Annotated in this window: 24 protein-coding genes; 12 read left to right on the plus strand and 12 right to left on the minus strand. The window is 68.9% G+C overall.

Annotation, left to right across the window (positions count from 1 at the left end; genetic code table 11):
- The 3 genes from D7Y13_RS15105 to D7Y13_RS15115 all read left to right on the plus strand — a co-directional run.
- Window positions 1–1,906: DNA translocase FtsK (locus D7Y13_RS15105; RefSeq protein WP_279637091.1), on the plus strand; the 1,906-nt coding region annotated here is incomplete at its 5' end.
- A 105-nt stretch (window positions 1,907–2,011) separates the two neighbouring features.
- Window positions 2,012–2,296 carry an antibiotic biosynthesis monooxygenase family protein gene (locus D7Y13_RS15110; RefSeq protein WP_120536798.1) on the plus strand — a complete coding sequence of 95 codons (285 nt, stop codon included), beginning with the start codon at window positions 2,012–2,014 and terminating at the stop codon, window positions 2,294–2,296.
- 34 nt (window positions 2,297–2,330) lie between these two features.
- A complete protein-coding gene (locus tag D7Y13_RS15115; RefSeq protein WP_120536799.1) occupies window positions 2,331–3,554 on the plus strand; it encodes a THUMP domain-containing class I SAM-dependent RNA methyltransferase in 1,224 nt (407 codons plus the stop codon).
- Here the strand turns inward: D7Y13_RS15115 and plsY are convergent.
- The gene (plsY, locus tag D7Y13_RS15120) at window positions 3,480–4,058 is read right to left on the minus strand and encodes a glycerol-3-phosphate 1-O-acyltransferase PlsY (protein ID WP_120536800.1); all 579 of its coding nucleotides are present in this window, start codon (window positions 4,056–4,058) and stop codon (window positions 3,480–3,482) included. The genes D7Y13_RS15115 and plsY overlap by 75 nt on opposite strands.
- A gap of 20 nt (window positions 4,059–4,078) precedes the next feature.
- The gene (locus D7Y13_RS15125; RefSeq protein ID WP_120536801.1) at window positions 4,079–4,510 is read right to left on the minus strand and encodes a DUF2752 domain-containing protein; all 432 of its coding nucleotides are present in this window, start codon (window positions 4,508–4,510) and stop codon (window positions 4,079–4,081) included.
- 89 nt (window positions 4,511–4,599) lie between these two features.
- Between D7Y13_RS15125 and D7Y13_RS15130 the strand changes: the two genes are divergently transcribed.
- The gene (locus D7Y13_RS15130) at window positions 4,600–5,154 is read left to right on the plus strand and encodes a DUF4920 domain-containing protein (protein WP_199732924.1); all 555 of its coding nucleotides are present in this window, start codon (window positions 4,600–4,602) and stop codon (window positions 5,152–5,154) included.
- Window positions 5,155–5,176: 22 nt separating this feature from the next.
- Window positions 5,177–5,821, plus strand: coding sequence for a hypothetical protein (locus D7Y13_RS15135; protein WP_233595886.1), 645 nt, complete (start codon window positions 5,177–5,179; stop codon window positions 5,819–5,821).
- 16 nt (window positions 5,822–5,837) lie between these two features.
- Here the strand turns inward: D7Y13_RS15135 and D7Y13_RS15140 are convergent, their stop codons facing one another.
- The 4 genes from D7Y13_RS15140 to D7Y13_RS15155 form a co-directional block, all read right to left on the minus strand.
- Complete coding sequence (locus tag D7Y13_RS15140; protein WP_199732925.1) at window positions 5,838–6,776, minus strand: hypothetical protein; 939 nt, start codon at window positions 6,774–6,776, stop codon at window positions 5,838–5,840.
- Between the two features lie 98 nt (window positions 6,777–6,874).
- Window positions 6,875–8,419 (minus strand): radical SAM protein, encoded by a 1,545-nt coding sequence (locus D7Y13_RS15145; protein WP_120536804.1) that lies wholly within the window; start codon window positions 8,417–8,419, stop codon window positions 6,875–6,877.
- 121 nt (window positions 8,420–8,540) lie between these two features.
- Window positions 8,541–9,233 carry a hypothetical protein gene (locus D7Y13_RS15150; protein WP_120536805.1) on the minus strand — a complete coding sequence of 231 codons (693 nt, stop codon included), beginning with the start codon at window positions 9,231–9,233 and terminating at the stop codon, window positions 8,541–8,543.
- Window positions 9,234–9,263: 30 nt separating this feature from the next.
- On the minus strand, window positions 9,264–12,455 hold the full coding sequence (locus D7Y13_RS15155; RefSeq protein ID WP_120536806.1) for a TonB-dependent receptor: 3,192 nt from the start codon (window positions 12,453–12,455) through the stop codon (window positions 9,264–9,266).
- A 230-nt stretch (window positions 12,456–12,685) separates the two neighbouring features.
- Here D7Y13_RS15155 and D7Y13_RS15160 point away from each other — a divergent pair, with 230 nt between their 5' ends.
- The 5 genes from D7Y13_RS15160 (at window position 12,686) to D7Y13_RS15180 (ending at window position 17,047) form a co-directional block, all read left to right on the plus strand.
- Window positions 12,686–13,432 (plus strand): energy transducer TonB, encoded by a 747-nt coding sequence (locus tag D7Y13_RS15160; protein ID WP_120630702.1) that lies wholly within the window; start codon window positions 12,686–12,688, stop codon window positions 13,430–13,432.
- A 67-nt stretch (window positions 13,433–13,499) separates the two neighbouring features.
- On the plus strand, window positions 13,500–14,183 hold the full coding sequence (locus D7Y13_RS15165; protein WP_120536787.1) for a MotA/TolQ/ExbB proton channel family protein: 684 nt from the start codon (window positions 13,500–13,502) through the stop codon (window positions 14,181–14,183).
- A gap of 102 nt (window positions 14,184–14,285) precedes the next feature.
- On the plus strand, window positions 14,286–14,699 hold the full coding sequence (locus D7Y13_RS15170; protein ID WP_120536788.1) for an ExbD/TolR family protein: 414 nt from the start codon (window positions 14,286–14,288) through the stop codon (window positions 14,697–14,699).
- Window positions 14,699–15,208, plus strand: coding sequence for an ExbD/TolR family protein (locus D7Y13_RS15175; protein ID WP_120536789.1), 510 nt, complete (start codon window positions 14,699–14,701; stop codon window positions 15,206–15,208). Before D7Y13_RS15170 ends, D7Y13_RS15175 begins: the two co-directional genes overlap by 1 nt.
- A gap of 228 nt (window positions 15,209–15,436) precedes the next feature.
- The gene (locus tag D7Y13_RS15180) at window positions 15,437–17,047 is read left to right on the plus strand and encodes a YifB family Mg chelatase-like AAA ATPase (protein WP_120585428.1); all 1,611 of its coding nucleotides are present in this window, start codon (window positions 15,437–15,439) and stop codon (window positions 17,045–17,047) included.
- Between the two features lie 18 nt (window positions 17,048–17,065).
- On the opposite strand, the gene D7Y13_RS15185 is transcribed toward D7Y13_RS15180, so the two are convergent.
- Window positions 17,066–18,457, minus strand: coding sequence for an NAD(P)/FAD-dependent oxidoreductase (locus D7Y13_RS15185; protein WP_233595882.1), 1,392 nt, complete (start codon window positions 18,455–18,457; stop codon window positions 17,066–17,068).
- A 266-nt stretch (window positions 18,458–18,723) separates the two neighbouring features.
- On the opposite strand from D7Y13_RS15185, the gene recA reads away from it, so the two are divergent.
- Window positions 18,724–19,749 (plus strand): recombinase RecA, encoded by a 1,026-nt coding sequence (recA, locus tag D7Y13_RS15190; RefSeq protein WP_120536791.1) that lies wholly within the window; start codon window positions 18,724–18,726, stop codon window positions 19,747–19,749.
- Here the strand turns inward: recA and D7Y13_RS15195 are convergent.
- The 4 genes from D7Y13_RS15195 to pssA form a co-directional block, all read right to left on the minus strand.
- On the minus strand, window positions 19,746–20,255 hold the full coding sequence (locus tag D7Y13_RS15195; protein WP_199732921.1) for a DUF1285 domain-containing protein: 510 nt from the start codon (window positions 20,253–20,255) through the stop codon (window positions 19,746–19,748). The two genes, recA and D7Y13_RS15195, sit on opposite strands and share 4 nt — an antisense overlap.
- A gap of 57 nt (window positions 20,256–20,312) precedes the next feature.
- Window positions 20,313–21,818, minus strand: coding sequence for a hypothetical protein (locus D7Y13_RS15200; protein WP_120585430.1), 1,506 nt, complete (start codon window positions 21,816–21,818; stop codon window positions 20,313–20,315).
- Window positions 21,815–23,080 (minus strand): CinA family nicotinamide mononucleotide deamidase-related protein, encoded by a 1,266-nt coding sequence (locus D7Y13_RS15205; protein WP_120585431.1) that lies wholly within the window; start codon window positions 23,078–23,080, stop codon window positions 21,815–21,817. The genes D7Y13_RS15200 and D7Y13_RS15205 overlap by 4 nt, the downstream gene beginning before the upstream one ends.
- A gap of 69 nt (window positions 23,081–23,149) precedes the next feature.
- On the minus strand, window positions 23,150–24,010 hold the full coding sequence (gene pssA, locus D7Y13_RS15210; protein ID WP_120536795.1) for a CDP-diacylglycerol--serine O-phosphatidyltransferase: 861 nt from the start codon (window positions 24,008–24,010) through the stop codon (window positions 23,150–23,152).
- Between the two features lie 115 nt (window positions 24,011–24,125).
- On the opposite strand from pssA, the gene D7Y13_RS15215 reads away from it, so the two are divergent.
- Window positions 24,126–25,247: an alpha/beta fold hydrolase gene (locus D7Y13_RS15215; protein WP_120536796.1), complete on the plus strand. Its 1,122-nt coding sequence runs from the start codon at window positions 24,126–24,128 to the stop codon at window positions 25,245–25,247.
- 9 nt (window positions 25,248–25,256) lie between these two features.
- Here D7Y13_RS15215 and D7Y13_RS15220 read toward each other — a convergent pair.
- The coding region (locus D7Y13_RS15220; RefSeq protein ID WP_208734462.1) for a hypothetical protein at window positions 25,257–26,104 on the minus strand (848 nt) is incomplete at its 5' end.

The raw sequence follows: 26,104 nt of genomic DNA on the forward strand, positions 1-26,104 counted from the left end.
GGCGGAAGCCCCCGCGAAGCCCCTGGTGGCGGAGAAGGCGGAGAAGCCCGTCGCGGCCTCGCCCGGCAACGCGCTCGTGCCCGCGCCGCCCTCCGCGCTGGCGCGCATGCCCCTCATCGTGGAGCCCAAGGCCCCGCCCAAGCCCACCGCCGTGAAGCGGCCGCAGGACCAGTTCGAGTTCGTCGGTGACCGCAAGAGCTTCTCGCTGCCGCCGCTGGACGTGCTGGAGGCGGACAAGAAGGAGCGCACCGCGCTGGACAAGGACGCGTTCCTCGTCACGGCGGAGAAGCTGCGCGCGAAGCTCGCGGACTTCGGCATCGTGGGCGAGGTGGTGGAGATCCGCCCCGGTCCCGTCGTCACCATGTACGAGTTCCTGCCGGGCCCGGGCATCAAGGTCAGCAAGATCGCCGCGCTCCAGGACGACCTGGCCATGGCGATGGAGGCCATGCGCGTGCGCATCGTGGCCCCCATCCCCGGCAAGGGTGTGGTCGGCATCGAGGTCCCCAACCGCGACCGCGAGACGGTGTTCCTCAAGGAGATCGCCGAACAGGACACGTTCCAGAAGAGCGCCAGCAAGCTCACCATGTGCGTGGGCAAGGACATCGAAGGCATGCCGTACGTCTTCGACCTGGTGAAGGCGCCCCACCTGCTCATCGCGGGAACCACCGGCTCCGGCAAGTCCGTGGCGGTGAACGCGATGATCATGAGCATCCTCCTCAAGGCCACGCCCGAGGAGGTCCGCTTCATCATGGTGGACCCGAAGATGCTGGAGCTCTCCGTCTACGAGGGCATCCCGCACCTGCTGCTCCCCGTCGTCACGGACCCCAAGAAGGCCGCGCTCGCGCTGCGCTGGGCGGTGGAGGAGATGGAGCGCCGCTACCAGCTCCTGTCCGAGGCAGGCGTGCGCAACATCGCCGGCTACAACAAGCTGGTGGAGACCAGCGCGTCGGAGGTGAAGGCCGCCGCGCCCGCGCCCGCCGCGAAGAAGAAGACCAAGCCCAAGAAGCTCTTCGTCGTGGACGTGGAGGGCAGCACGTCCCCCGCTTCCGCGAGCGAGGGCATGGGCGTGGCCGCCCCGCGCGAGGACGACTCCGACGAGCTGCGTGAAGCCATCGTCTCCGAGCCCGCCCCCGACCTGGAGGCCGACGGCGAGGTGGACGCGGAGTTCGAGGAGGAGGGCGACGCGCCCGAGCCGGTGGAGGCCGCGGGCGAGGCCAAGAAGGAGCTCAAGAAGCTGCCCTACATCGTGGTCATCATCGACGAGCTCGCGGACCTGATGATGGTCGCGAGCCGCGAGGTGGAGACGTACGTGGCGCGGCTGGCGCAGATGGCGCGAGCGGCCGGCATCCACCTGATGGTCGCGACGCAGCGTCCGTCCACGGACGTCGTCACCGGCATCATCAAGGCCAACTTCCCCACGCGCATCAGCTTCATGCTGCGCTCGAAGCCGGACTCGATGACGATTCTGGGCACGGTGGGCGCGGAGGCCCTGCTGGGCATGGGCGACATGCTCATCATGCCGCCGACCAGCGCCCACCTGCAGCGCGTGCACGGCGCCTACGTGTCCGAGCAGGAGATCAAGAAGGCGGTGGACCACCTCAAGGCCCAGGGCAAGCCCGTCTTCGACGAGTCCATCCTCAAGCCGCGCGACGAGGACGTGGAGGGCGGAGAGCAGGAGGACGAACTGTCCGACGAGCTCTACGATCAGGCGCTCGCGGCGGTCAGCGAGATGCGCTCGGTCTCCATCTCCATGCTCCAGCGCAAGATGCGCATCGGCTACAACCGTGCGGCGCGCATGATTGAACGCATGGAGCGCGACGGCGTGGTGGGCCCCGCGGACGGCGCCAAGCCCCGCGAGGTGCTGCTGCGCGGCCTGGGCGACATGCCCGGCGCCGGGGCGATGTAGCCCGCCGCCGTCTGTCTTCTTCCGGGGAACGGACACCCGTTCCCCGGACGTTTCCCCTCGGGGGCGCTCCGGACCTGCTCCGGGCGCCACCAGGAGCCACCCCGGATGATCGTCGCCATCTCCCGCTTCCGCGCCCCGCCCGAAGAGGCGGACGGCTGGGTCCAGCGGCTCCAGGAGCGCTCGCGGCGGGTGGATGGCCACGCGGGCTTCCTGGGCCTGGAGGTGCTGCGCTCGTTCGAGCGCTCGCCTGAAATCCTGCTGGTGACGCGCTGGACGGACCGCGAGGCGATGAAGGCCTATTTCCAGTCCGAGGACTTCCAGAGGGCCAGGGGGGCCAGCGCCTCCCAGGAGGACGCCACCTTCGCGCTCTACGAGGTCGTGGCCACATGACATTCGGCCCGCGCTCGTCTAAGGGCGGTGCACCATGGCTGAACGTCTTGCCCTATTCGCCACCGCCGCACGCGGCACCGAGGACCTGCTGGCCGAGGAGTTGAAGGAACTCGGCGCGAAGCGCATCCGCCAGGACCGCGGCGGCGTGCGCTTCATGGCCGCGCTCGACGAGGCCCTCAACGTCTGCCTCTGGTCCCGCATCGCGATGCGCGTGCTCTACCCGCTGGGCGAGTTCGAGGCCCCGGGCGCGCAGGGCCTCTACGACGCCGTGGCCAGCGTGCCGTGGGAGGAGCACCTCACCACCAACGTCACGTTCGCGGTGGACGCCAACCTGAAGGACACCGAGCACGCGCACTCGGGCTTCGTGGCGCTGAAGGTGAAGGACGCCATCGTGGACCGGCTGCGCACCAAGCTGGGCTCCCGGCCGGACGTGGACACGCGCAACCCGGACGTGTCCGTGGTCGCGCACCTGGTGAAGGAGAAGCTGTCCCTGTCCCTGGACCTGGTGGGAGACCCGCTGCACCGTCGCGGCTACCGCGTGCGCCCCACCCCCGCCCCCCTGAAGGAGAACCTGGCCGCGGCCCTGCTGCGAGCGGCGGGCTACACGGGCCAGGAGGCGCTGGTGGATCCGATGTGCGGCTCGGGCACCATCGTCATCGAGGGCGGCCTCATCGCCCGCAGGCGCGCCCCGGGCATCGGCCGCAGCTTCGCGGTGGAGCGCTGGCCGCACATGGGCCCTCGGGCGCGGGAGCTGCTCGCGGACCTGCGCGCGGACGCGCGGCGCAACGAGCGCAAGGTGGAGGTCCCCATCCTCGGCTTCGACAAGAGCGAGGAAGCCCTGGAGGCCGCGGATCGCAACGTGAAGGCGGCGAAGCTGGGGGAAGAGGTCCAGCTCGCGGAAGGTGACGCGACGAAGCTCGGGCCGCTTCCGGAGGGCGGCGGGCTCATCCTCACCAACCCGCCCTACGGCGACCGGCTGGGCTCCGGTGGCCAGAAGGGCATGAAGACCTTCTACTTCAAGCTGGGCGACTCGCTGCGCGCGCTGCCGGGCTGGAAGGTGTGGGTGCTGTCCGGCAACCCCGCCTTCGAGAGCGCCTTCCACGCGCGCCCGGCGATCCGCCGCGACGTGTGGAACGGCCCCATCCCCTGCACCCTCCTGGGCTACCGCGCCCCGGCCGGCCTCTCAAAGCCGGTGCTCGGTGCGCCGGGCGAGTCGCTGGAGGTTGCTCCGGTGCGTCCAGAGCATGAGGACGAATAGGCCCGCGGTGAGCAGCACGTAGTCGCGGGAGCGCGCGGTGAGGAACGCGGTGACGATGGCGACGACGGCGGCGGACAGCGAGCCCACCGAACTGACGCGCCATTTCGCCACCACCAGCCCGTAGATGACCGCCCCGGCGAGCGCCGCCGTGGGCACCAGCACGCACAGCACGCCCAGCGCGGTGGCCACGCCCTTGCCACCCTTGAGCTTGAGCCACACCGGGTACACGTGCCCCAGCACCGCGGACAGCCCCACCAGCGCGTGCGCCAGCGAATCCCCGGGCATCCAGTGCAGTGCGAGCCCCACGGGCACCGCGCCCTTGACCGCGTCCAGCAGCAGCACCACCGCGCCCAGCTTCTTGCCCGCGACGCGCGTGACGTTGGTCGCGCCGATGTTGCCGCTGCCGCTGGCACGCACGTCCACGCCGCGCAGCCACCGCGTCAGCAGCACGCCGAAGGGGACGGAGCCGCAGAGGTAGCCCAGCAGGAGGAAGGCGGAGAGCACGGAGGAAGGGGCGCGGGCGCCTAGGACAGCAGGTGCGGGAAGCGGGTGTGCACCACGACGTAGGCGTAATTGGCGAGCAACACCAGCGGGAACGCGATGCGCACCCACCGCCATTCGCGCTCCTCCAGTTCGACCTCCGGAATGGGCAGCGCGAAGACGAAGTGCAGCACCGTCACCACCGCGGCCGCCGCGAACAGCAGCGCGAACACGGTGCCCAACGGGTTCGCCTCCCAGGCCCCCGGGATGTTGAAGTGCGCGACGCGGTCCGCCACGCGGGTAAGCCCACAGCCCAGGCAGGGCCAGCCTGTATGCTCACGCAGCACACAGCCCCAGAACGGGATGAGCCGCGCCACGGGGACATACCGGCCCACGAGCAGCCCCCCGAGTCCGACGAGGCCGAGCCATTCGAATGAACCCAACCGGCGGTTGGGGGCGGGGATGGTGACCTTCATACGCTCCTCGCGCCGAGTGTGCGGGACAAGCCGGAAGGATGGAAGGGCCGCCTTGCCCGGGCCCGGAAACCTGGGCTAAGCGAACGGGCATGCACATGCTCCGCTCCGCCCTGCTGACGCTGGTCGCCGTTCCCCTCGTGGCCCTCGCGGCGGAGAAGACGCCCGCGCCCGCCAAGGCCGCCGCCGAGAAGAGCGACTGCCACCACCCCGCCGAGGCCAAGGCCGCCGAAGCCCCCAAGGCTGCGGACACCGGCTGGACGCTCACCCGGGGCGAGGCCCTCAAGGGCGCGCCCACCGTGAAGCTCGCGGAGCTGCTCGCCAAGCCCCAGGCCCACGACGGCAAGTCCGTGCGCGTGGAGGGCCAGGTGCGCAAGGCCTGTGAGAAGAAGGGCTGCTGGATGGAGCTGGCCCAGGACGCCAAGAGCCCGGGCGTGCGCGTGACGTTCAAGGACTACGGCTTCTTCGTCCCGCTGGACTCCGCGGGTTCGCAGGCGCGCGTGGAGGGCGTGGTGAAGGTCGCGGAGCTGAGCGACGCCCACGCGAAGCACTACGAGGCCGAGGGCGCCATCGTCCCGCGCGGCACCGACGGCAAGCCGCGCGAAATCCAGCTCGTGGCCTCCGGCGTCGAGCTGCGCCGCCCGTAGCATGGGAGGCCGCAGCTTCAGCATGAGGGGCGTGCAGGGCGCGGCCGACCGGGCCGTGCAGCACGCCCGCGCGTGGCTCCTGGAGACGGAGCCCGGGTCGCGCGTGCACGACGTGCAGTTGGATCCACGCTTCCAGCACCGGGGCGTGGACCTGCTGTGGGAGCTGCCCTCGGGAGAGGTGCGCGGCATCGAGGTGAAGGGCGACCGCAACGCCACCCGCCGCCGCTACTTCTTCGAGCTGGTGTCCAACCTGGAGAAGGACACCCCCGGCTGCTTCCTCTACAGCGGCGCGGACCTGATGGTGTACGTGTTCCTCACCCAGGGAGAGCTGCACGTGCTGCCCCTGCCCCGGGTGCGCGAGTGGTTCCTGCCCCGCGCGAAGGAGTACGCGCTCAAGCACGCCTTCACGCAGACGGGCGCCATCCGCTACACCACCGTGGGCGCCGTGGTGCCCGTGCGCGACGTGGCCGAAGGCGTCTCCGGGGTGAGCGCGGTGAAGCTCAAGCGCACCGCCACGGAGCTGCCCGTCAGACCGGACGCACAGGCGCCAACGCCCGGGGGCGAGGCTTCGCTCGAAGCAGCGGAGCCCGTGGCAGCCGCTCCTCCCGACACGGCCGACGCCAGGGCTCCGCGGTCGCGGAGCCCCAAGCGCACGGGGACGGGGTGAGCGACCGCCCGGCCTGTTAACGACGGCGCTGCGGCTGGGCGTGCTGGTGCCGGTGCTGACGGTGGCCCGGGTGCATCTTGTCGTGCTGGGCCTCCAGCCGCTCCTGCGTGCCCATCAGCTCCAGGAGCGCGGCGCGGTCGTTCTGCTGCTTGAAGATGTGCTCCAGGCGGGGCACCAGGTCGAGCGACAGGTGGATGTCGTTCGCCTTCTCCGCCTCCGCCAGCAGCGCGCGGCCTTCGATGGACGCGTCAATCCACGCCTGCAGGTGGATGAGGCCGTCCACCGCCAGCAGGCGGGAGATGGGCGCGCGCGCCGTGTCGTGGATGAGGTTCTTCAGGTCCTGGATGGCGGGCTCGCGCTCGCCCCGGGCGGAGCGGACCACCGCCTGGGAGATGCCGCGCCGGTCGGGCAGCAGGAACTCCTCGATGTCGGCGAAGGCCGCCGCGTCGTCGTGGTGGCCCTGGACCGCCAGCGACTCCGCCAGGCTGTCGAACAGCTCCGCGTCCTTCTCCGAGAAGGGCGCCAGCGCCTCCTGGAGGAACGGCGCGGGCAGCGCGCCCTTGTCATCCAGCGTCAGCCGCGAGCGCAGCGACTTCAGGCGCTCGAAGGCGGCGGGCACCGGGGCGTCCTGCAGTTTGTTCAGGCGCTGCACGAGCGCGTTCATCAGCGCCGCCAGCCCTTCCGTGAACTCCTGCGGGGACACACGGTCGCCCATCCAGCGGCGCCACAGCTCCACGGCCGCGGCCACGACGTAGTCCTTGAACGGGCCGGTGCCCTTCCAGGTGCTCTTCCACTGCTGGGCGATGCCCAGCGGGTACGCCGTCTCCGCGAGCTTGCGGTAGTCCGCCTCGCTCACGGGGACGCCGTAGTGCCCCAGCGTGCCCAGCAGGGCCTCCGTCGGGTAGTCCTTGAGGCCCTTCGTCTGCCACGACTTTTCCACGCGCTGCGTGCTCACCAGATGCGCTCCGAGGCCATGCGAGTGCCGGCCATCGGCCCCGCTGAGCGTCTTGTAGCGGAAAGCGGGGCTTGTCGGGTACGGCCTTGCGGGTCCCGTCAGGCGGCGGACGGCTGGGGAGGGGGGCGGCCCGGCACGATGGGCCACACCGTGGGCTGCCGCCGCCCGTCTTCCACCCGGCGGGCCAGGTAGGGGACGCACTCCCGCTCCTGGAAGGCCCGCTTCCACGCGGCGAAGGAGCCCCCAGCGCGCCAGGCGTCCATCGCCGCCAGACCCGCCTCCGGGCCGCACTGGGCCAGCATGTACTCCACCCAGGCCCAGCGCGCGGAGGTGGGACGCACCTCCGCCCGGCCACGCAGCCCCTTGCGCAGCCGCTCCAGCTTGTTCTCCACCTCGCGCAGGCCCGCGAAGGGCGCCCCGTCCAGCGGCGTGTTGCGCTTGGCCACGAAGGGCGCGACCCCCAGCGCCACGGGCAGGATGCGGGACAGCTCCGTGGTGAAGCGGATCAGCTCGTCGATGTCCGCGTCGTCCTCATGCGGCAGGCCCACCACGTTGTAGACCTTGAGCTGCTTCATCCCCGCGGTCCGGGCGAACCGCGCCGCGCGGACGATCTGCTCCTCGGAATGCTTGCGGTCCACCAGGTCCCGCATCTTCTGCGAGGCCCCGTCCGCGGCCACCGTGAGGTTCGTCGCCCCACCCCGCCGCAGCTGATCCACCAGCTCCTGCGTGAGCCGGTCCGCGCGCAGCGAGGACACGCCCACCTCCCGGCCGGAGTCCACGAGGGTGCGAAGCAGCTCCACGATGCGGGGATGATCCGTGACCGCCGCACCCACCAGCCCCACGCGCTTCGCATGGTCGGGGATGAGGGACAGGATGCGCTCCGGGGGCACCGTGCGCATGCCGCCATTCGTCGTCCGGCGCATGACGCAGTAGTGACAGCCGCGCGAACAACCCCGCTCCGGCTCGATGAGGAACATCGAGCGCAGCTCCGTGTGCGGCGTGATGATCTGCGTCCGGGCCGGCAGCCGCGCGTCCGTCGCCTTCGCCACGTGGTAGCGCGCCCCGCCCCGCCCGGGCACCCGGAAGCCGGGGATCCGCGCCAGGTGCTCCAACAGCGCCTCACGCTCCATGGAGGCCGCGGCCTCCAGCAGCACGTGGATGAGGTCCTCCGCCTCGCCCTGGACCAGCACGTCCACGAAGGGCTCCAGCGGATCCGGGTTCGAGAACGTCAGCGGACCGCCCGCCACCACCAGCGGGTGCCTGGCATTCCGCTCCGCCGCAAGAACCGGCAAACCAGACAACTCCAACATCGTGAACAACCCTGTGAGCTCCAACTCATACGCCACAGAGAAGGCAAGCATTGCAAAACCAGACACCGGCGCCTGGGATTCCCAGGTAAACAATGGCGTCCGTGTTCTCTTGTATGTCTCGACATCATCGGGAAGAAAGACACGCTCGGCCGTAGCCCCCGCGTGTTCATGCACCTCCCGGTAGATGGCCTGGTAACCCAGCGAGCTCATGCCCACGTGGTAGGGGCTCGGGTAGCAGAGCGCGACCCGGTAGGGCGCCTCCTTGCGGAGCGTTCCCTGCTCGTCCGCCAGAAGCGAGCAGACGTGCTCAATGAGTTCGTATCGGCCCTCCATGGTCCTCCAGACAGTGGAATGCAGGTTGCATAAACACCGCGGCCCCGGACCGCTACTCCCTCGTGGGGGAGGAGCCGCCGGGGCCGCGAAGCACTTCAGGGTCGCCGTGTAGGACCGACGACTACTTGAACGACGGGACGCTGTCCGTCAGGACGCAGGCGCCCAGGTCGGGATCGCACTGCACCTTGAAGTCCGGGTTGATGCCGGAGCCGACACCGCACGTCGCCGGACCGTCGGCAGGATCGTTCGGATCCGCCTCGGGGTCGCAGCCCGTGGACGGCCACATCGCCCGCATGACGTAGTGGGAGACGCAGCCGTTGTTCGTGTACGTGAGCTCGCCCGACATCTGCGTGCCCGGTGCACCCGGGTTCGAGTACACCTTGACGTTGGCGAACTGGTACGTGACGGCCTGCGGAGTGGTCGCCTGCGAAGCATTGACGTTCGCGGGGCTGAACTCCGTCGCGGTGCAGAAGTCGTCCGCGTCCGTGGTCGTCTCCAGGCTACCGATCGTCTGGAGGCTGCTGTAGTCGTTGACCGGATCGAACTTGCCCAGCGCCGCGAGGCTGAAGGGACGGATCACCAACTGAGCCGTACCCTGGTCCGGATTCGCGAACTTGTACACGCCAAGGTCGTCGCCCAGGAGGGCCTCCGACCCAGCGCAGTTCGGACCCGTGGGCACGTCGATGGCATCGAACTTCGCGAACCAGTTGCCTTCCTGGACGATGCACCCGGCGTTCGGCTGTTCGAAGTCGCAGGCGGTCAGGCTGCCCGCGGCCCCCAGCATCACCAGCGTTGAAAGAATGCTCTTGCGCATGTTGCTGATCTTCCTCACGTGGATGCTGGTTTAGAACGTGTACCGGACACCGAAGCGGATCTGCCGCGGGGCCTGGTAGCGATCGGGGTTCTTGAAGTTCTTGTTCACGTCCTCGAACGCCAGGTTCCCGTCGACGTCGGCACGCGGAACGCCGCCCTCGCTGTCAGCCGTGGGGAGGTCCGCCACCGTACCGGGGGTCTGGGTCGCCTCGTCGTAGACCGGGAGGACGTTACGGAACGTGTAGGACTCGTCCACGCTGTCCACGCCCTGGAAGTTGAAGAGGTTGAACACGTCCAGGGTGAAGGTGACGACGCTGTCCTTGCTCACGCGGTAGTTCACACCCACGTTGGAGTCAACGCTGTTGATCCACGGGGTACGACCACCGGTGCCGCGCGGCAGGATGAAAGTCTCGTCCTGGCCGTAGCCCGGGTAGGCGCCCAGGTAGTTGATCGGCTGGCCCGAGTTGCCGCGGTAGGACAGACCGATGCTGGCGGACAGCGCGTTGGAGAAGTTGATCTCCTTGGCACCGAACACCTTGATGGCGTGCGTACGGTCGAAGGGCAGCAGGCCCTTGCGGTTGTTCAGGAGGGCGATCAGGTCGAAGTCCGCGAGGATGTTCGGATCGAGCTGGTTGTTCTCCGGACGGAACAGACCGGGGTAGTTGCCGTACAGGCGGGACCACGTGTAGCTCGCCTGCGCCAGCCAGCCTTCCGTGAACGTGCGGTTCAGGTAGACGGTGACCGCGTCGTAGTCACGAACCGGCGTCGGGAACTCCTTGGCGAAGCCGCTGCCGGGGTTGCCGAGGAAGTACGTGTTGCCGTCATCGCGGCTCATGTCCTCGATGACCTTGCCCATGTCGCGGTGCGTATAGGTGGCACCGAGGCGGGTGTTGGCCAGGAGTTCGTACTCACCACCGACCACGAACTCGTCGGAGGACTGGGGCGAGATGTCCGGGTCGACCGGCTCGTTCTGCACCAGACCGCCGCTGTAGAGCTCGTTCGCGTTCAGGCTGCTCTCGGCGCGGGGAACAATGAGGTTCCTGTCCGCGCAGTTGCCACGCTGACCCTCCAGCGTCGACGGGTCGCAACCGCCCGCCTCACCCGGCTCCGCCAGGAAGCGACGCGCACCGAAGCGACGCTCGCCCGGGAAGGCGCGGTCCATCATGTTGAGCGGAACCTGCTCGTAGTACCGGGCGAAGTTGACGAACAGCTTCGCGCGGCCGTTGGCGAAGGGATCCAACACGGCGCCGATGCGGGGCGACCACTGGTTGCCGAGCTGCAGCGCCAGGTTGCCGTCACCGCCGTACATCGACTGCACGTCGTAACGGACACCCAGGTTCAGGGTGACGCGGTTGGCGATGGACCAGCTGTCCTGGAGGAAGCCACCGATGGTGGTGCTCTTCGTCGAGGTCGCCTGCAGGGTCTCGAAGACCGGCGTGTCAGGCGCCGTCTGGTAGCCGTAGCGGCGGTTGTCGGACCAGATCGCGATGGGGACGTTGTTGCGGTCACGCGTCGCCGCTTCCTGCCAGAACACGCTGCCCGAGTACGCCTTCTTCTGGTCGTAGGTCAGGAACTCCGTGTCCACGCCCGCCTTGAAGACGTGCGTGCCCAGCGCGTTGAGCAGGTACGTGGCCTTCGCGTTGATCTGGTAGCGGTCCAGCGTGGCCTCGGACATGTAGCCGGGGCCGCCGACGAAGTAGTTCGTCGCCGGGCAACGCAGTTCCTGCTCCGCCGCGGTCGTGCCGCAGAACTCCGCCGCGTTCGGGACGTTCTCGAACGTGGTCAGCGGACGCGTGGTCGTGTACTGCGCCAGCGCGTAGCCCGCCAGGCCCGTCGTGTCACCAATGGCGCTGCCGTCCGCCGGAGGCGTGGAAGCGGTCTGGTGGAACCAACCGGCGTTGGCGTCGACCAGGACCTTCTTGTCCATGAAGGCGCCGGCGTACTTCAGGGCGAGGCCCGTGGAGTTCGCGCGGTTCTCGGTGAGGCCGATGTCCTCGGGACGCGACGTCTGCGCCGCCGGCAGACCACCCGTACGGGGGCTGATCGACAGCTTGCCCAGACCACCCGACACGGTCGGGGTGCCGTTCAGGGCGAACGACACGTTGTGGTCCTGGTTGATGAGGTACGTCAGCTTGCCCATGTACTGGATGGTGCGCGAGTCCGCGAAGTACTTCCGCTGCGACCCGGGGATCTCCCGGACCACGCTGAAGCCGTTCGCGTCCGTCGCGACGTCATCGCCCGCATCGTTCAGCGTGAAGGCGTTGAGCGCACGGGTGTGCTCGTAGCGCTGGAACGCAGGCGTGAAGCCCGCGAAGAACCAGAGCTTGTCCTTCAGGATGGGACCACCGAGGGTCGCGCCGAAGTCACCCAGGTTGCTCAGGGCGTTCAGGCCGGTGATGGTGGTGCCGTCCTCGATGACCAGCTTCCGGGTGCCTTCCGCGAAGCCCGGGGTCCAGTTGGCGAACACGGAGCCGTGGAACTCGTTGGAACCCGACCGGGTCACCGCGTTGATGACACCGCCCGTGGAGCGACCGAACTCCGGCATGTAACCGCCGGTGATGATGTTCACGTCCTGCACGAACTCGATGCTCAGCGGGCTGGCGTTCACGCCGAAGGCCGGGTCGTTCGTGGACAGACCGTCCACCACGTAGCCGTTCTCGGGCGAGGTCGTGCCGTTGATGGACACGCCGTACTGGTCGGACTGGGCGCCCGGGGCGAGCTCGGCCAGGGATTCAAAGGAGCGCGTCGCGCCACCCTTGCCCACCGGACGGGCCACCGCGATGCGATTGATGAACTCCCGATCCACGTTCACGCCGGTGTTCGTGGAACCGACGTCGATCGTCGGCGGGACGCCGATGACGTCCACATTCGACGTGAAGCTGTCAGGCAGCAGCTCCACGTTCACGCGGATGGTGCGGTTGAGGAGCAGCTGGATTTCCGGGCGGGCGTAAGGCTTGAACGTCTCCTTCTCGAACCGCAACGTGTACGTGCCCGGCGGGAGCTGGGGAATACGGTAGTTACCCTGAGCGTCGGTAACCACGATCTGCTCGCCCTGCAGGTTGGGTGAGGTGGCGGTGACAACGACATCGGCCGCCGGCTTCTTGTCCTCCGTGTTGATGACAGTGCCGATGATGACGCTGGACTGCGCGAAAGCCGCTGATCCGTACAGAAGACCCGCAGCAAGGACAACTCCGGTTTCCCGAAGTACGTGTTTCACTTGCATACCAAACCCCTCCAAGGTGGGCTGCAACCGAAAATGACCTCGGAAAATATCCGAGGTCAAGCAGTTGTCAATAGACCGTTGCTTTTTGGTGACCAGTGGGGCATTGGCGCGATCACGTCGGCGGCGCCTGACACGGTTGCTTGAACCCGGAACCCTTTTCTGTATGGTAGCCGCCCTTCAATCCGGGCAGGGCGGGACGGGCAGTCCACTGGTGAAGAGGAGTTACGTGCATGTTCGATTCAGTCCTTGACCGTGGGCAAGGACCCAGGTCGCGCTTCGGCGTCGGTGCGGGCATCTCCACGGTGCTCCACGTCGGCCTGCTGGGTCTGGTGGCCTACCTGTCCACGCGTCCTCCTCCTATCGAGGAGAAGGAGGTCGAGGTCACGCTGAAGGCGACCATGGCGCCTCCTCCTCCTCCCCCTCCGCCGCCGCCTCCTGCATCGAAGCCGAAGACGGAGAAGAAGATCACGCCCAAGAAGCCCAAGGACGTGATCGTGCAGCCGAAGGAGATCCCTCAGCAGAAGCCTGAGGAGACGGAGACCCCGCCCGAAGCCGAGGAGGAAGAGGCGAGCGAGGCGGAGGTCGAGGGTGGCGTGGAGGGTGGCGTCGCCGGCGGTGTCGTGGGTGGCGTGGTCGGGGGTGTGATTGGCGGCGTGGTGGGCGGGCAGTTGGGCGGAACGGGCACGGACGTGCTGTCGTTCGGTCAGGGCATGACGCGCCCGGAGAAGATCGGTGGTCCCGAGGTGTCATACACCCGTGAGGCCATTGAGGCGCGCGTGCAGGGTCTGATGATCGTGAAGTGCGTCATCACGACCGAGGGGAAGGTCGAGCGCTGCCGCGTCATCAAGCCGCTCCCCCACATGGAGCAGGCCGTGATGGACGTACTGGCCGCCTCACGCTACAAGCCGGTCACGTTCCAGGGCCGGCCGGTCGAGGTCCAGTACACCTTCAACTTCAACCTGAAGCTGCCGCGCTGATCCAGCGCATCTGCTGAGCAGTCAGCCGAATCTACCCCGCGCTCGTGAGGAGGAGCGCTCCATAGCCATGCAATTCACTCTTACCGATATCTGGAATCACACGGGCCTCTTCGCCCGCATGATCATCTTCACCCTCGCCATCATGTCGGTGGCGTCGCTGGTCGTCATGGCGGAGCGGATCATCGTCTTCCGCAAGACGCGCTCGGACAGCCGCAACTTCGCCGCGAAGATGGGCGCCATCCTCGCCAAGGGCGACCTGGCCACCGCCGCGAACACCAACCTGGGCAAGGACGTGGGCCACCTGGGCCGCGTCATCAACTCCGGCCTGACGGCGTACCGCATCAACCCCGGCAACAAGGACCTCGCGGTGGAGTCCGTGGCCCGGGCGCTCGAGCGCCAGGCGCAGCGTGAGGTGCAGAGCCTCAAGCGCGGTCTGACCGTGCTGGCCACGGTGGGTTCGACGGCGCCGTTCGTGGGCCTGCTGGGCACCACGATGGGCATCGTGAACGCCTTCCAGTTGATGGCGGCGGCCGGCTCCGGCGGTCTGGGCACCATCTCGGCCGGTATCGCCGAGGCGCTCATCACCACCGCGTTCGGTCTCCTCGTCGCGATCCCCGCAGTCATGGTCTACAACTTCCTGCAGGGCTGGGTGGATGCCCGCGCCGTGGACATCTCCGAGTCCTCCAACGAGTTCCTGGACGTGGTTGCGCGGCACGTGGGCGGCGGCGCCCAGTCCTCGCACGCGGCTTAGTTCAAGCCCACCCCTGGGACATCCCTGACCTCGAGGGCCGCCCGGCTGGAGACAGCCGAGCTGCCCCGGGGTGGGAATCCCTTCCCGGACACAGGTGCACGCATGGGAATGTCAGCAGGCCCCAAAGGGGGCATCAAGAGCGAGATCAACGTCACTCCCCTCGTGGACGTGGTGTTGGTGCTCCTCATCATCTTCATGGTCGTGACGCCCATGCTCCAGCGCGGAAAGTCCGTGGAGCTGCCCAAGGCCACGGAGATCGAGAAGGAAGGCGGCAAGGACGCCGACCCGCTGGTCCTCTCCATCACCACGGACAAGAAGGTGTTCGTGGAGAACGACGAGGTCAACGAACAGGGCCTCCAGGAGAAGATCGCCGCGGAGCTCGTGAAGGATCCGGGCAAGAAGATCCTGCTGAAGGGTGACAACACCCTGAACGTGGGTGACGTGCGCAAGGTGCTGGACACGGCGCGCAAGGCGAAGGCCAAGCAGATCGCCCTGGGTGTCGAGGAGAAGAAGTAATGTCCCGAGGACACAAGCAGCGTCAGTGGGTCAAGCCCTCATCCGCGCCGAACTCGGAGATCAACGTCACGCCCCTGGTGGACGTGGTGCTGGTGCTCCTCATCATCTTCATGGTGGTGACCCCCCTCCTGGAGAAGGACATCCTCGTCCGGGTCCCGGAGACGGAGGTCGAGGAGAACCAGCCGCCGCCGGAGCCCGACGCGCAGCAGATCGTCGTGCAGGTGGACAAGGATGGCGTCTACTCCATCAACACGGAGCAGATCGCCGCCGCCGACTACGTCACCCGCCTCAAGCGGATGTTGAACTCCAAGAAGCCGGACGAGAAGGTCGTCTTCTTCATGGCGGACGACGCGGCGAACTACGGCAAGCTCGTCGTTGCGCTCGATGGTGCACGTGCCGCGGGAGCGAAGATCCTGGGCATGGCCACCGAGCTGCCCCAGAACGCGGTCATCCAGGGCACGCAGACGACGCCCGAGGGCGCTCCGCCGGCTCCGGCGCCGACGCCCTGAGCCACTCCGCTCCGGGCTGAAGCAGCTTCAACGGTCGCAGGTTTCAACGAGAAGCTCGCTGGCGGGGATCCTTCCCGGTCAGCGGGCTTCTTGCTTTTGGGGCCCGGGTCCTCGTCCGGGACGGGACGTCTGGCGCGGCGGATGGCGCCCCAGGCCGCGTCGTGAGGCGGCGCTCCCGGTATGGGCCTTGCTCTTCCCTCCCCCGGTGCAGGTGGGGAGGGGGAGACAATGCTGGCGCGGGTGCGGTCGGGGGCGTTGATGGGCATCGACGCGGTGGTGGTGGAGTGCGAGGTCGACATGGCGCTCGGGCTGCCCTACTTCAACGTCGTGGGGTTGCCGGAAGGGGCGGCACGGGAGTCGAAGGTGCGGGTCGTCTCCGCGCTGAAGAACACCGGCTTCGACCTTCCGCAGAAGCGGATCACCGTCAACCTGGCGCCCGCGGATTTGCGCAAGGAGGGAGCGGCCTTCGAGCTGCCCATCGCGCTGGGGGTCCTGGCGGCGGCGCGGCTGATGGAGGAGGAACCGCTGGGGCTCTACCTCTTTGGCGGGGAGCTTTCGCTGGATGGCTCCATCAAGCCCATCAAGGGGGTGCTTCCGCTGGCCGTGGCGGCCCGGGACGGCGGCTTCCGTGGGGTGATGGTACCCGCCGCCAACGCGGCGGAGGCGGCGCTCGTGGAGGGGCTCCAGGTGCTGCCCGTGGCCCACCTGCGCGAGGCCGTGGGGCATCTCACTGGCAGCGCCCCGCTGACGCCGCTGATGCGTGAGGCAGCGCTGGGAGCCGGCCCACGCAAGGCGACCGCGGACATGGCCGACGTGCGGGGCCAGCCGGAGCTGAAGCTGGCCCTGGAACTCGCGGCGGCTGGCGGACACAACGTCCTGATGGCGGGCCCTCCGGGTTCGGGCAAGACGATGCTGGCGCGACGGCTGCCGGGCATCCTGCCGGAGATGACCTTCAACGAGGCCCTGGAGGTGACGAAGGTCTACTCCATCCAGGGGCTGCTGGGAGACGAGCAAGCGCTGGTGCGGGAGCGCCCGTTCCGCTCGCCCCATCACACGCTGTCCGACGCGGGGCTCGTGGGCGGCGGGCCCGCGGCGCGTCCGGGGGAACTGTCGCTGGCCCACCACGGGGTGCTGTTCCTCGATGAGCTCCCCGAGTTCCGCAAGAACGTCCTTGAGGTGCTGCGCCAGCCCCTGGAGGAAGGAGCCATCCACCTAGCGCGAGCCAGCCAGCACATCACCTACCCCTGCAGGGTGATGCTGGTGGCGGCGATGAATCCCTGCCCGTGCGGCTACTTCAACGTGCCGGGGCGCACCTGCACCTGCGCGGAGCACCGCGTCTTCGACTACCACTCGCGCGTCAGCGGCCCGCTGCTGGACCGCATCGACATCACCGTGCAGACGAGGCCCGTGGAATACCACCAGCTCGCGGCGAAGACGCAGGAGCTGCCCAGTCAGTACTACCGGCAGCGCGTGGAAGCCGCCCGCGAGCGACAGCGCGCCCGGTTCCAGGATGCGCCGGACGTGCACTGCAACGCCCAGATGCCTTCGCACCTGTTGCGCCGCTACTGCGTGATGTCTCCCCGCGCGGAGCAGATGTTGGAGCTCGCGGTCCGCCACCATGGCTTGTCCGCGCGCGCGCATGACCGGATCCTCAAACTGGCCCTGACGCGGGCGGACCTGGAAGGACATGGGCGCATCGAGGACGTCGACATGCAGCTCGCGGTCGACTGCCGGATGCTGGACCGCCGGGGATGGCTGCACGCCAACACGCAGGGGGCGACGGATGCTTCACGCCCCGCCTCTCCTGTCTGGAGAACGCCTCCTGACGGCAAGCATTGAGGTCCGAAGCCGCGAACGTCAGTAGGGCACGATCGCGGGGGTGGCGGCATCGCGGACGGCGGGCGGCTCCTTGACCACCGACGAAGCCACGCCTGCCGTCTCTCCAGGCAATCGCTCCGCGACGCGGGCCTCGAGCCGTGGAGCGGGGCCGGTGATGATGCGGGCCGACCTGCCGAAGGTCAGGTACGCGTAGGCCCAGTTGAGCAGCACGGCCAGCTTGCTGCGGAAGCCGATGAGGAAGGTGATGTGGATGAAGAGCCACGCCAGCCACGCGATGAAGCCGGACTGCTGGACGCGACGGAAGGCCACGCCCACGGCATGGCCCCTGCCAATGACGGCGTAGCTGCCCCGGTCCCAGTAGTGGAACGGCTGCATCGGCTGGCCCGCGAGCTGGCGGCGGAGGTTGAGGACGGCGTGCTTGCCTTCCTGCATCGCGGCAGGAGCCAGGCCCGGAACGGTACTGCCGTCTGTCTGTTTGACGAGCGCCAGGTCCCCCACGACGAAGATGTCCGGATGGCCGGGCACGGTCAGCTCGGGCGTCACCGGGACGCGCCCTGCCCTGTCCAGCTCCACGCCGAGCGAGCGGGCCACCGGCGAGGCCTCCACGCCCGCGGCCCAGAGCACCGTCCGGGCCGACAGGTGTTCGGGCCCCATGTCCACGCCCGTGGCGTCGATGTTCGTCACCCGGGTGCCGGTGCGGATTTCGACGCCAAGCTTTTCCAGCACCCGGCGAGCATCCCCCGAGAGGTTCTCAGGATAGGTGGGAAGCACCCGGTCCATCCCCTCGATGAGGATGACGCGCGCATCCCGGGGATCGATGTTCTGGAAGTCACCCGACAATGAATTGCGGCTGATCTCCGCCAGGGCGCCCGCCAGCTCCACCCCGGTGGGGCCTGCGCCGATGATGGCGAAGGTGAGCAAGGCCCGGCGGCGCTCGGGATCCGGCTCGCGCTCGGCCTGTTCGAAGGCGAGCAGCACGCGGCGGCGGATCTCCAGGGCGTCCTCGACCGTCTTCAACCCCATCGAGTGTCGCGACCACGCGTCGTTGCCGAAGTACGAATGCGTCGCACCGGTGGCAACGATGAGGAAGTCATACGCCAGCTCGCCGTCGGCCAGGAGGACGCGCTTGTTCGCGGTGTCCACCCCGGTCACCTCCGCGAGCAGGACCTGGACCTGATTGCGTCCGAGCATCGCCCGCAGCGGCGCGGCGATGTCGCTCGGGCTGAGCGTGGCCGTGGCCACCTGGTACAGCAGCGGCTGGAAGAGGTGGTGGTTGTGACGGTCCACCATCGTGACGCGAACCCCTGCCTTTCGCAGATACCGGGCCGCGTAGAGGCCGCCGAAGCCGCCTCCCAGGATGACCACATGGGGAAGGTTCTCACGGGTCGTTTTCACAATGGGAAACGTCATGCCGGCGCCCCTGGGATTCAACGAAAGCCGCGCTGTCTGACATAGATGGACTGTCATGAGCCCCCCGGGCCCGCTTATGCGGACACCTAGCATCCCGTAAGCCTTCTCAACGACCGGGAGACAGCCACGCCGCTCCGCCGCGCCGGACGGTGCCCACCTCCATGGACGCTCCCGAGGCGTCTTCGCCCAGGCGCCCGCGCGGCATGTCCGTTGCTGTCCTACCGCCCGAGGCATCAGCCCACAGGGCGGCGAGGGAGTTGGACGAGATGAGCAAGCTGACGGAGAAGTTGAAGGCAGTGGCGGCGGCGGTGGCATCCATCGAGAAGCAGTTCGGCCGGGGCGCGGTGATGACGCTCGGCGCGGATGCTCCGGAGCAGAAGGTCGCGATCATTCCCACGGGGTCGGTGGGACTGGACCGGGCTCTGGGTGTGGGCGGCTATCCGCGAGGCCGCGTGGTGGAGCTGTTCGGCAATGAATCCTCCGGGAAGACGACGCTGACCCTGCACGCCATCGCGCAAGTGCAGGCCGTGGGCGGCGTGGCGGCCTTCATCGACGCGGAGCACGCGCTGGACCTGTCCTACGCGCGCAAGCTGGGGGTGCGCACGGCGGAACTGCTGGTGGCCCAACCCGATACTGGCGAGCAGGCGCTGGAGATCACCGAGCAGCTCGTGCGCTCGGGGGCCGTGGACCTCATCGTGGTGGACTCGGTGGCGGCGCTGGTGCCTCGCGCGGAAATCGAAGGGGAGATGGGGGACGCGCACATGGGCGTCCAGGCGCGACTGATGAGCCAGGCCCTGCGCAAGCTCACCGGCGCGGTGAGTCGCTCCGGCACGTGCATCATCTTCATCAACCAGATCCGCATGAAGATTGGCGTGATGTTCGGCAACCCGGAGACGACGACGGGCGGCAATGCGCTGAAGTTCTATTCGTCCGTGCGGATGGAGATCCGCCGCACCGGCAACCTCAAGGAGGGCGACGCAGTGGTGGGTTCACGGGCCCGCGTGAAGGTGGTGAAGAACAAGCTGGCGCCTCCGTTCCAGGAGGCGGAGTTCGACGTGCTCTACGGCACGGGCATCCACCGCGCCGCCGAGGTGCTGGACCTGGCCGTGGGCGCCGGCGTGATGGAGAAGTCCGGCAGCCACTTCAGCCTGCGAGGCGAGCGCATCGGCCAGGGGCGTGAGCGGGCCTCCGAATGGCTGCGTGAACATCCCGAGGTCCTGGAGTCCCTGGCGCGCGAGCTGGCCGGCGCCAGCGCGCCGCCTATGGCGCAGGCCTCCATCGAAGCTGCCTAGGAAGCCGGGTGGAACGCATCCAGTGAGAGGGGGACCTCCAGATGTCGCAGACCCGTCCGCAACATCAGGCGCCCTTCCGGGCCTTCTTCCAGCAGTTCGCCAAACTGGTACTGCGCATCGCGCGAGAAGCGTGCCTTCGCCCTGCCCTGTTTCACCCGGCAGGTCAGGACCCCGTCGGGCGAAAGCTGGAGCGAGGTCGGGTCCAGTGCTTCCGCCGTCCGGTCGCTCAAGCGCAGGGACACGCGCTCGTCGGGCGTGACGTCCACGGTGCGCACCTCGTAGGCCGCGTCCTCCACCTGGACGTAACACCAGTCCGAAGCGATGCGGAGCTGGTAGCGCCCGTCGTCATCCAGGACCAGGGAGGCGTTGAAGAGTTCGATGATCTTCGGGTGCTCGATGGGTTCGTCGTCGTGCCACCAGCGCAACGTGGCATCCAGGCGGATGCCGCTGTCCTCACGGGTGTGCCAACGCTTGCCAGGAGGGGGCCGACCGGAGGGAGGTTGCATGTCGCCTCTTATCTGCGCGCGGAGCCCGGCGAAGACAAGCCGCCGGGCCCCGCAGGCCTACCAGTTCCGGACGTACTCCGTGTAGCCACGGAAGGCCACGGCGCCCCAGAAGTTCACCAGCACGCCAAGCGCCAGCACGGCCACCACCGCGCGGTTGCGCAGGGACCATCCTCCCACGGCGAAGAGCAGCAACAGGTAGGGCGTGTAGTCCAGGCTGAACCGGAAGCCGAACTGCATGTAGCCGGTGTTCTGGTAGAAAAGGCCGGGCAGCGCGCATACCGCCACGGTCAGCCACAGGGGCCAGTGCAGCCGGGGACGCGTGCGAGGCACCAGCAGGAACACCAGCAGGGGCAGCGTGAGCAGCAACGTCAGCCCATGCGGGTCGTACGACAGCCGGGGCGGCGACAGGGACACCTGGGGCAGCTTGAGGAACGCGGCCTGGAGGTTGCGCGACAGGTACTCGATGTTGAAGAGCCCGAAGCGGTCGATGTCCACGTTCACCCGGTTGTTGAACAGGTACGAGTGGCCGAACTCCCCCAGCTTGCCGAAGCGGTAGACGTTGTAGGCGGCGGCGAGCATGGCCAGGGGCGCGGCCCCCAGACCGAAGAGCACGAGCTTGCGAAGCGCGCTCTTCCACGTGGTGGACAGCGCCTTGAGCTGGGCCAGCCGGTCCGGTCCCGGGCAGAGCGCCTCCAGGACGAAGAAGAGGCCCGCGAAGACGAGCGGCGTGCGGGTCAGCACGGCCATGGAGAAGAAGAGGCCCGCGAGCAGGGGACGCCGGGCCCGCGCGGCGTTGCGCACGTACAGGCACGTGAGCGCCACGCCCATCACCTGCGCGCTGAACCACACCTCGCCCCGGATGGCGCAGTAGAAGAACAGCGTGCCGAAGGCGAGCACGAGCGACAGCACCACGTTGTCATCGCGGTTGCGCTCCGTCTCCCCTTCCTGCGCGAGGAAGCGCAGCAGCGAATAGAAGAGCGCCACCGCGAGCGCGCCCACGAAGACGCCGAAGGACGTGTCGTTGAACTGGTAGCCGTGCAGCGCGACGAAGGGGAGCATCACCACGGCGGGGAACGACGGGAAGCTGACGAACCAGCGATCGTCCTGGCGCGGACGGCCCTCGCACCGCACCTTCTGCCCATCCACCAGCCGCACGCAGGCCCAGTCCTCCAGGTTGGGCAGCACTTGCGGATCCACGTCCAGCCGCCCGTCCAGCCAGGACTGCGCCTGGTAGATGAAGTGCGGCGCGGCGCTCTGCCGGAGGAAGCGCTGCGAGCTGAAGCTGGACAGCACCGCGAACGCCACCAGGAACAGCACCACCTCCACCCGGTAGGCCGACAGCCACAGGCGCAGCGCGCTCCGCACCGGATGCGCCCCCGTCGCGGCCGGGGCCGAGGGCGGACCCGCGACCTCCGCTGGCGTTGCGGGGGAAGCCTGCTCGGGCGGAGCGGAGGCCCCGGGGGCATCCAGGCCCGACATGGCTCCGGAGGAAGGGACCTGGGACGCCGTGGACGGCGCTTCCGGAGTGGAAGGACGGGGACGCTTTGATTTGGAGCGACTCATGGAGACACGGGGGCGGCGAGCAGGTGCAACCTCAACATTTCCAGCACGTGGGATGCGGCGAACAGACGCACGCGGTCGCGGTCACCCGCGAGCGACACGCGCTCGCAGCGGGACTCGAAGCCGGGACCGGCCAGCGCGCAGTAGACGGTGCCCACCGGATCCTCGGGCGTCCCGCCTCCCGGACCGGCGTAGCCCGTCACCGACAGGCCGAAGGTCGTGCCGCAGGCGGTGCGAACCCCCTCGGCCATCGCGAGGGCCGTCTGCCGGGACACCGCGCTGTGCTTCTCCAGGACGTCAGGCGGAACACCGACCCAGGCGGACTTCATCTTCTCCGAGTAGACGACCGCGCCCCCCAGGAACACCTGGCTGGCACCCGGAACGGCCGTGAGGTCCTGCGCGATGAGGCCGCCCGTGCAGCTCTCCGCCACCGCCAGCGTGTGGCCCGCGCGCGACAGCAGCGCCAGGAGGGCCGGGGCGTACTCGTTGGCATCCGCGCCGTACACGTGCGTGCCCAGCACCACGCGACACGCGGCCTCCGCGGCGGCGAGCGCGGCGTCGGCCTCCGCCTGGGTGGGCGCTTCGGCCATCAGCTTCAGGTGGTTTTCGGGCGCGTGCGTGCGGAAGCCGAACACCACCCGGGGATGGCTCGGGGCCAGGGGCATCACCTGCTGGTTCAACACCGATTCGGGCAGGCGCACCGTGCGCAGCAGGCGGAAGGCCCGGAAGGTGCGGTGGGGTTCGGAGGCGAGCCAGCCGCGCACACGCGGCAGCACTTCTCCGTCCACCAGCGCCCGGTATTCACGCGGGACGCCCGGCAGGAAGAACAACCGCGCACGGCCGAGCTTCTGGATGACCAGCGGCGCCGAGCCCTGGGGGTTGCGCACCGGTTCGGCGCCCGTGGGAATCCGCGCCATGCGCAGGGCTCCCGGATTGATGGCCATGCCTCGCGAGGCGTACCGCTCCTCGATCCAGCCCAGCACCCGCGCGTCTTCTTCCAGGGGCACGCCGGCCGCGGCCGCGGCGCACTCCAGCGTGAAGTCATCCGCCGTGGGCCCGAGGCCCCCCGACACGATGACCACGTCCGCGCGCGCCGAGGCCTCCAGCAGCGCGCCCGTGATGTCCGGGCGCACGTCACCCACCACCGTCACCCGTTCGACCTTCACGCCCAGGTCGAAGAGGCGGCCTTCCAGATAGGTGCTGTTGGTGTCCGTGATGAGGCCGGTGACGAGTTCGTCACCGGTGCACAGCAGCTCGACGCGCATGGGCCGGGCATCCTAGCGGTCCCGGGCCGGGAGGGCACGGTCCGCGTCCGGCTTCCCCTGCCTGACTGCTCAGAGGTACGCGGGGCCGTCGTCGGTGGCGTTCGGCTCCGAGTCCTCGTCGTCGTCCTCGTCGAGCACGGTCGCCACGGCCACCGCCGCGACGGAACCCGCGCCGACCTTGCGCGACGCCAGCCGGCTGCGCACCGAGACCGCGGACTCCACCAGCCCCATCAGCAGGTACGCGAAGAAGTACGTCACCAGCACCCAGGCCGGATGGAACTGCCGGGCAATGAACCCGCCCGTGAGCGCCATGACCAGGAAGACGAGCCCCGTCTTCAGGCCGGGCCGGGCGTCCTTGAAGGTGCGGTAGCGCACCGTGGACACCATCAGCAGCGACAGGGCACCCACCGCCACCGCCACCGGCATGCGGGCCCCATCGCCCAGCACCTCGCCCTCCGAGGCCACGTGGTGGGAGATGATGAGCGAGACGAGCACTCCCGCGGCCAGCGGGATGGGCAGGCCCACGAAGTAGCCTCCACCGCCGCCGTGCGGGTTGCGCATGGCGAGCACATTGAAACGCGCGAGCCGCATGGCGCCGCACGCCATGAACGCGAAGGAGATGAACAGGCCCCAGAAGCCCATGGGGGCCAGCGCCCACTTGTAGACGAGCAGCGCCGGCGCGACCCCGAAGGACATGACGTCCGCGAGGCTGTCGAGCTGCATGCCGAAGTCGCTCTGCGTCTTCGTCAGCCGGGCCACCCGTCCGTCGAACCCGTCGAAGAACATGGCGAAGAGGATGGCCAGGGCCGCCTGGTACAGCTGCACCGGCTCCGCTTCACCCGAACACAGGGTGATGGCGTAAAAGCCACAGAAGATGGAGGTGACGGTGAAGAGGTTCGGGAGCACGAACATCAGTTTCCGTAGCTTCATCGTTCCCTCGACTTCCCCTGGTGGTCGGCTGCCGCTGCGGCAGAAACGGCGAGGGAACGGACCTTAGCAGGGTTTTATTCGCGCTGGAGTCGGTCCCCGGTCGCATGGAGGAGAAATGCCGTACGGGCAATGGGCCCTGTGGGCAGTGGAGGCAGCGGTCGTCCTGCTGCTCGTGAATATCCTGTGGGTCCTGCTAGTCCGGCGCTGGTACCGCCTGCGCGGCCCCCTGCCCGAGATGCTGCGGGTGCGCTGCGCCGATGGATGGGAGCTGGCTGTGCACGCCCGGCGGGCCCCCGTCCGTCGCTTCGCCGAGCCCGTGCTGCTGTGCCACGGGCTGGCGGCCAACCGCTACACCTTCGACTTCGAGCCGCCCTACTCCGTGGCCCACTACCTCACCGAGGCCGGCTTCGACTGCTTCAGCGTGGAGTGGCGCGGCACCGGGCACTCTCGCCGTCCGCCCCAGGGCCGGCGGCCCACGGACTTCACCATCGACGACCACATCACCCAGGACGGGCCGGCCCTCCTGGAGCTGGCGCTGAAAGAGACGGGCGCGAAGCAGGCCTTCTGGCTGGGCCATTCGCTGGGAGGACTGGTGGGCTACGGCGTGGCCCAGGGCGCCGAGGGCGGGAAGCTCGCGGGCCTGTTGGAGCTGGGTGCGCCGGTGCACCTCAAGTCAGCGCCCTTCCTGCGCGCGCTCATCTCGCTGGGCGTGCGCGCCGCGTGGCCGGGGAGCATCCGGCAGGAGTGGATGAGCGCCAGCGTCGCGCCCTTCCTGGGCTACCTCGCCCTGCCCCTGTCGGACATCGTGGTGAATCCCCGGCACGTCTCGCCACGTGTCCTGCGGCAGCTGTCCGTCAACATGATGGCGGCGATGAGCCGCAAGGTGCTGCTCCAGTTCGAGGACTGGATTGCCCACGACGTGTTCCGCTCGTACGACCGCAAGACGGACTGGCGCGCGGGCATCGCGAAGCTCCAGCAGCCCGTACTCGTGATGGGCGGCAGCGCGGACCGGCTGGCCACCGCGGCCAACGTGGAGGCGCAGTACGCCCTGCTCACGTCGCCCGACCGCACCCTGCACGTCTTCGGTCGGGACCGCGGAGACAAGATGGACTACGGCCACGGCGACCTCATCTTCGGCACCGGCGCGCCGACGGAGGTCTATCCCGTCATCCGCGAGTGGCTGGAGAAGCGCGCCACGCCCATGTCTCCCGAGCCCGCGTCCTCCACTCCGGGTTGAGGGACGAACTCAGGGGGCCCGGGGTCCGGTTCCCGCTTCGACCTGGACGCAGGGCGCGTCCAGGCCGCGCGTGTGGCCTGCATCGACCTGGCGGAGACGGACGCGCGTCTGGCCCTCGCAGTCCGCGGACACCAGCGGGCCCCGGGCGTCCTTCGAGGTGAGGGCTTCCACGCGCAATTGGCCCTCTTCGATGGCCAGCAGCACGGACTCGCCGGCGTCGAGGGCTTCGATGTTCCGGGCCTCCACGGTGGCCTTCGAGTCCACCGACAACGCCGCGAGTCCACACGCCAGGAGCCGTGCATCGCGCAGCACCACGCGGGCCCGCTGCGCCGCCAGCACGCAGGTGCCCTTCGCGTCCTGGACCGTGACGGTGGCCACGTCCGCCTCCACCTGGCGCAGGTGGAGTCCGTCTCCCGCGATGCCGTCCGCCGTGCTCACGCCCAGGATGCGTCCGTCGCGCAGGCGCAGGCGCCCCTGCACCGCCACCACGCCGTACTCCCGCGAGCCTTCCAGTCGGAAGCGCCGGACCTCCAGGTCCGAGTTCGTGAGCTGCAAGGCCCCGTAGGTGCCCGCGTCCTTCACGACCACGTCCTCCAGCAGGCCGGTCGTCGTCGTGAGCCCCAGGCCAGCCCGCGTGGCGTGCTCCGAGGTGAAGCCGCGCACCGCCACCCGGGCCCCGTTCGTCGTCAGGCCGTACTCGTGCCCCTGCACCCGCACGTCCACCAGCTTCAACGTGCCGCCCACCGCGAGGAACGCCGGGCCCGTGCCTTGCGAGACGCCTGCCCGCTCGACCTCCGCCACGCCCCCTTCCTGGCTCAGCGCTACCCGCGAGCCCTGGAAGCACACCCCTTCCAGTT

This window comes from Corallococcus praedator, from assembly GCF_003612125.1.
In the GTDB taxonomy this organism is placed as follows: domain Bacteria; phylum Myxococcota; class Myxococcia; order Myxococcales; family Myxococcaceae; genus Corallococcus; species Corallococcus praedator.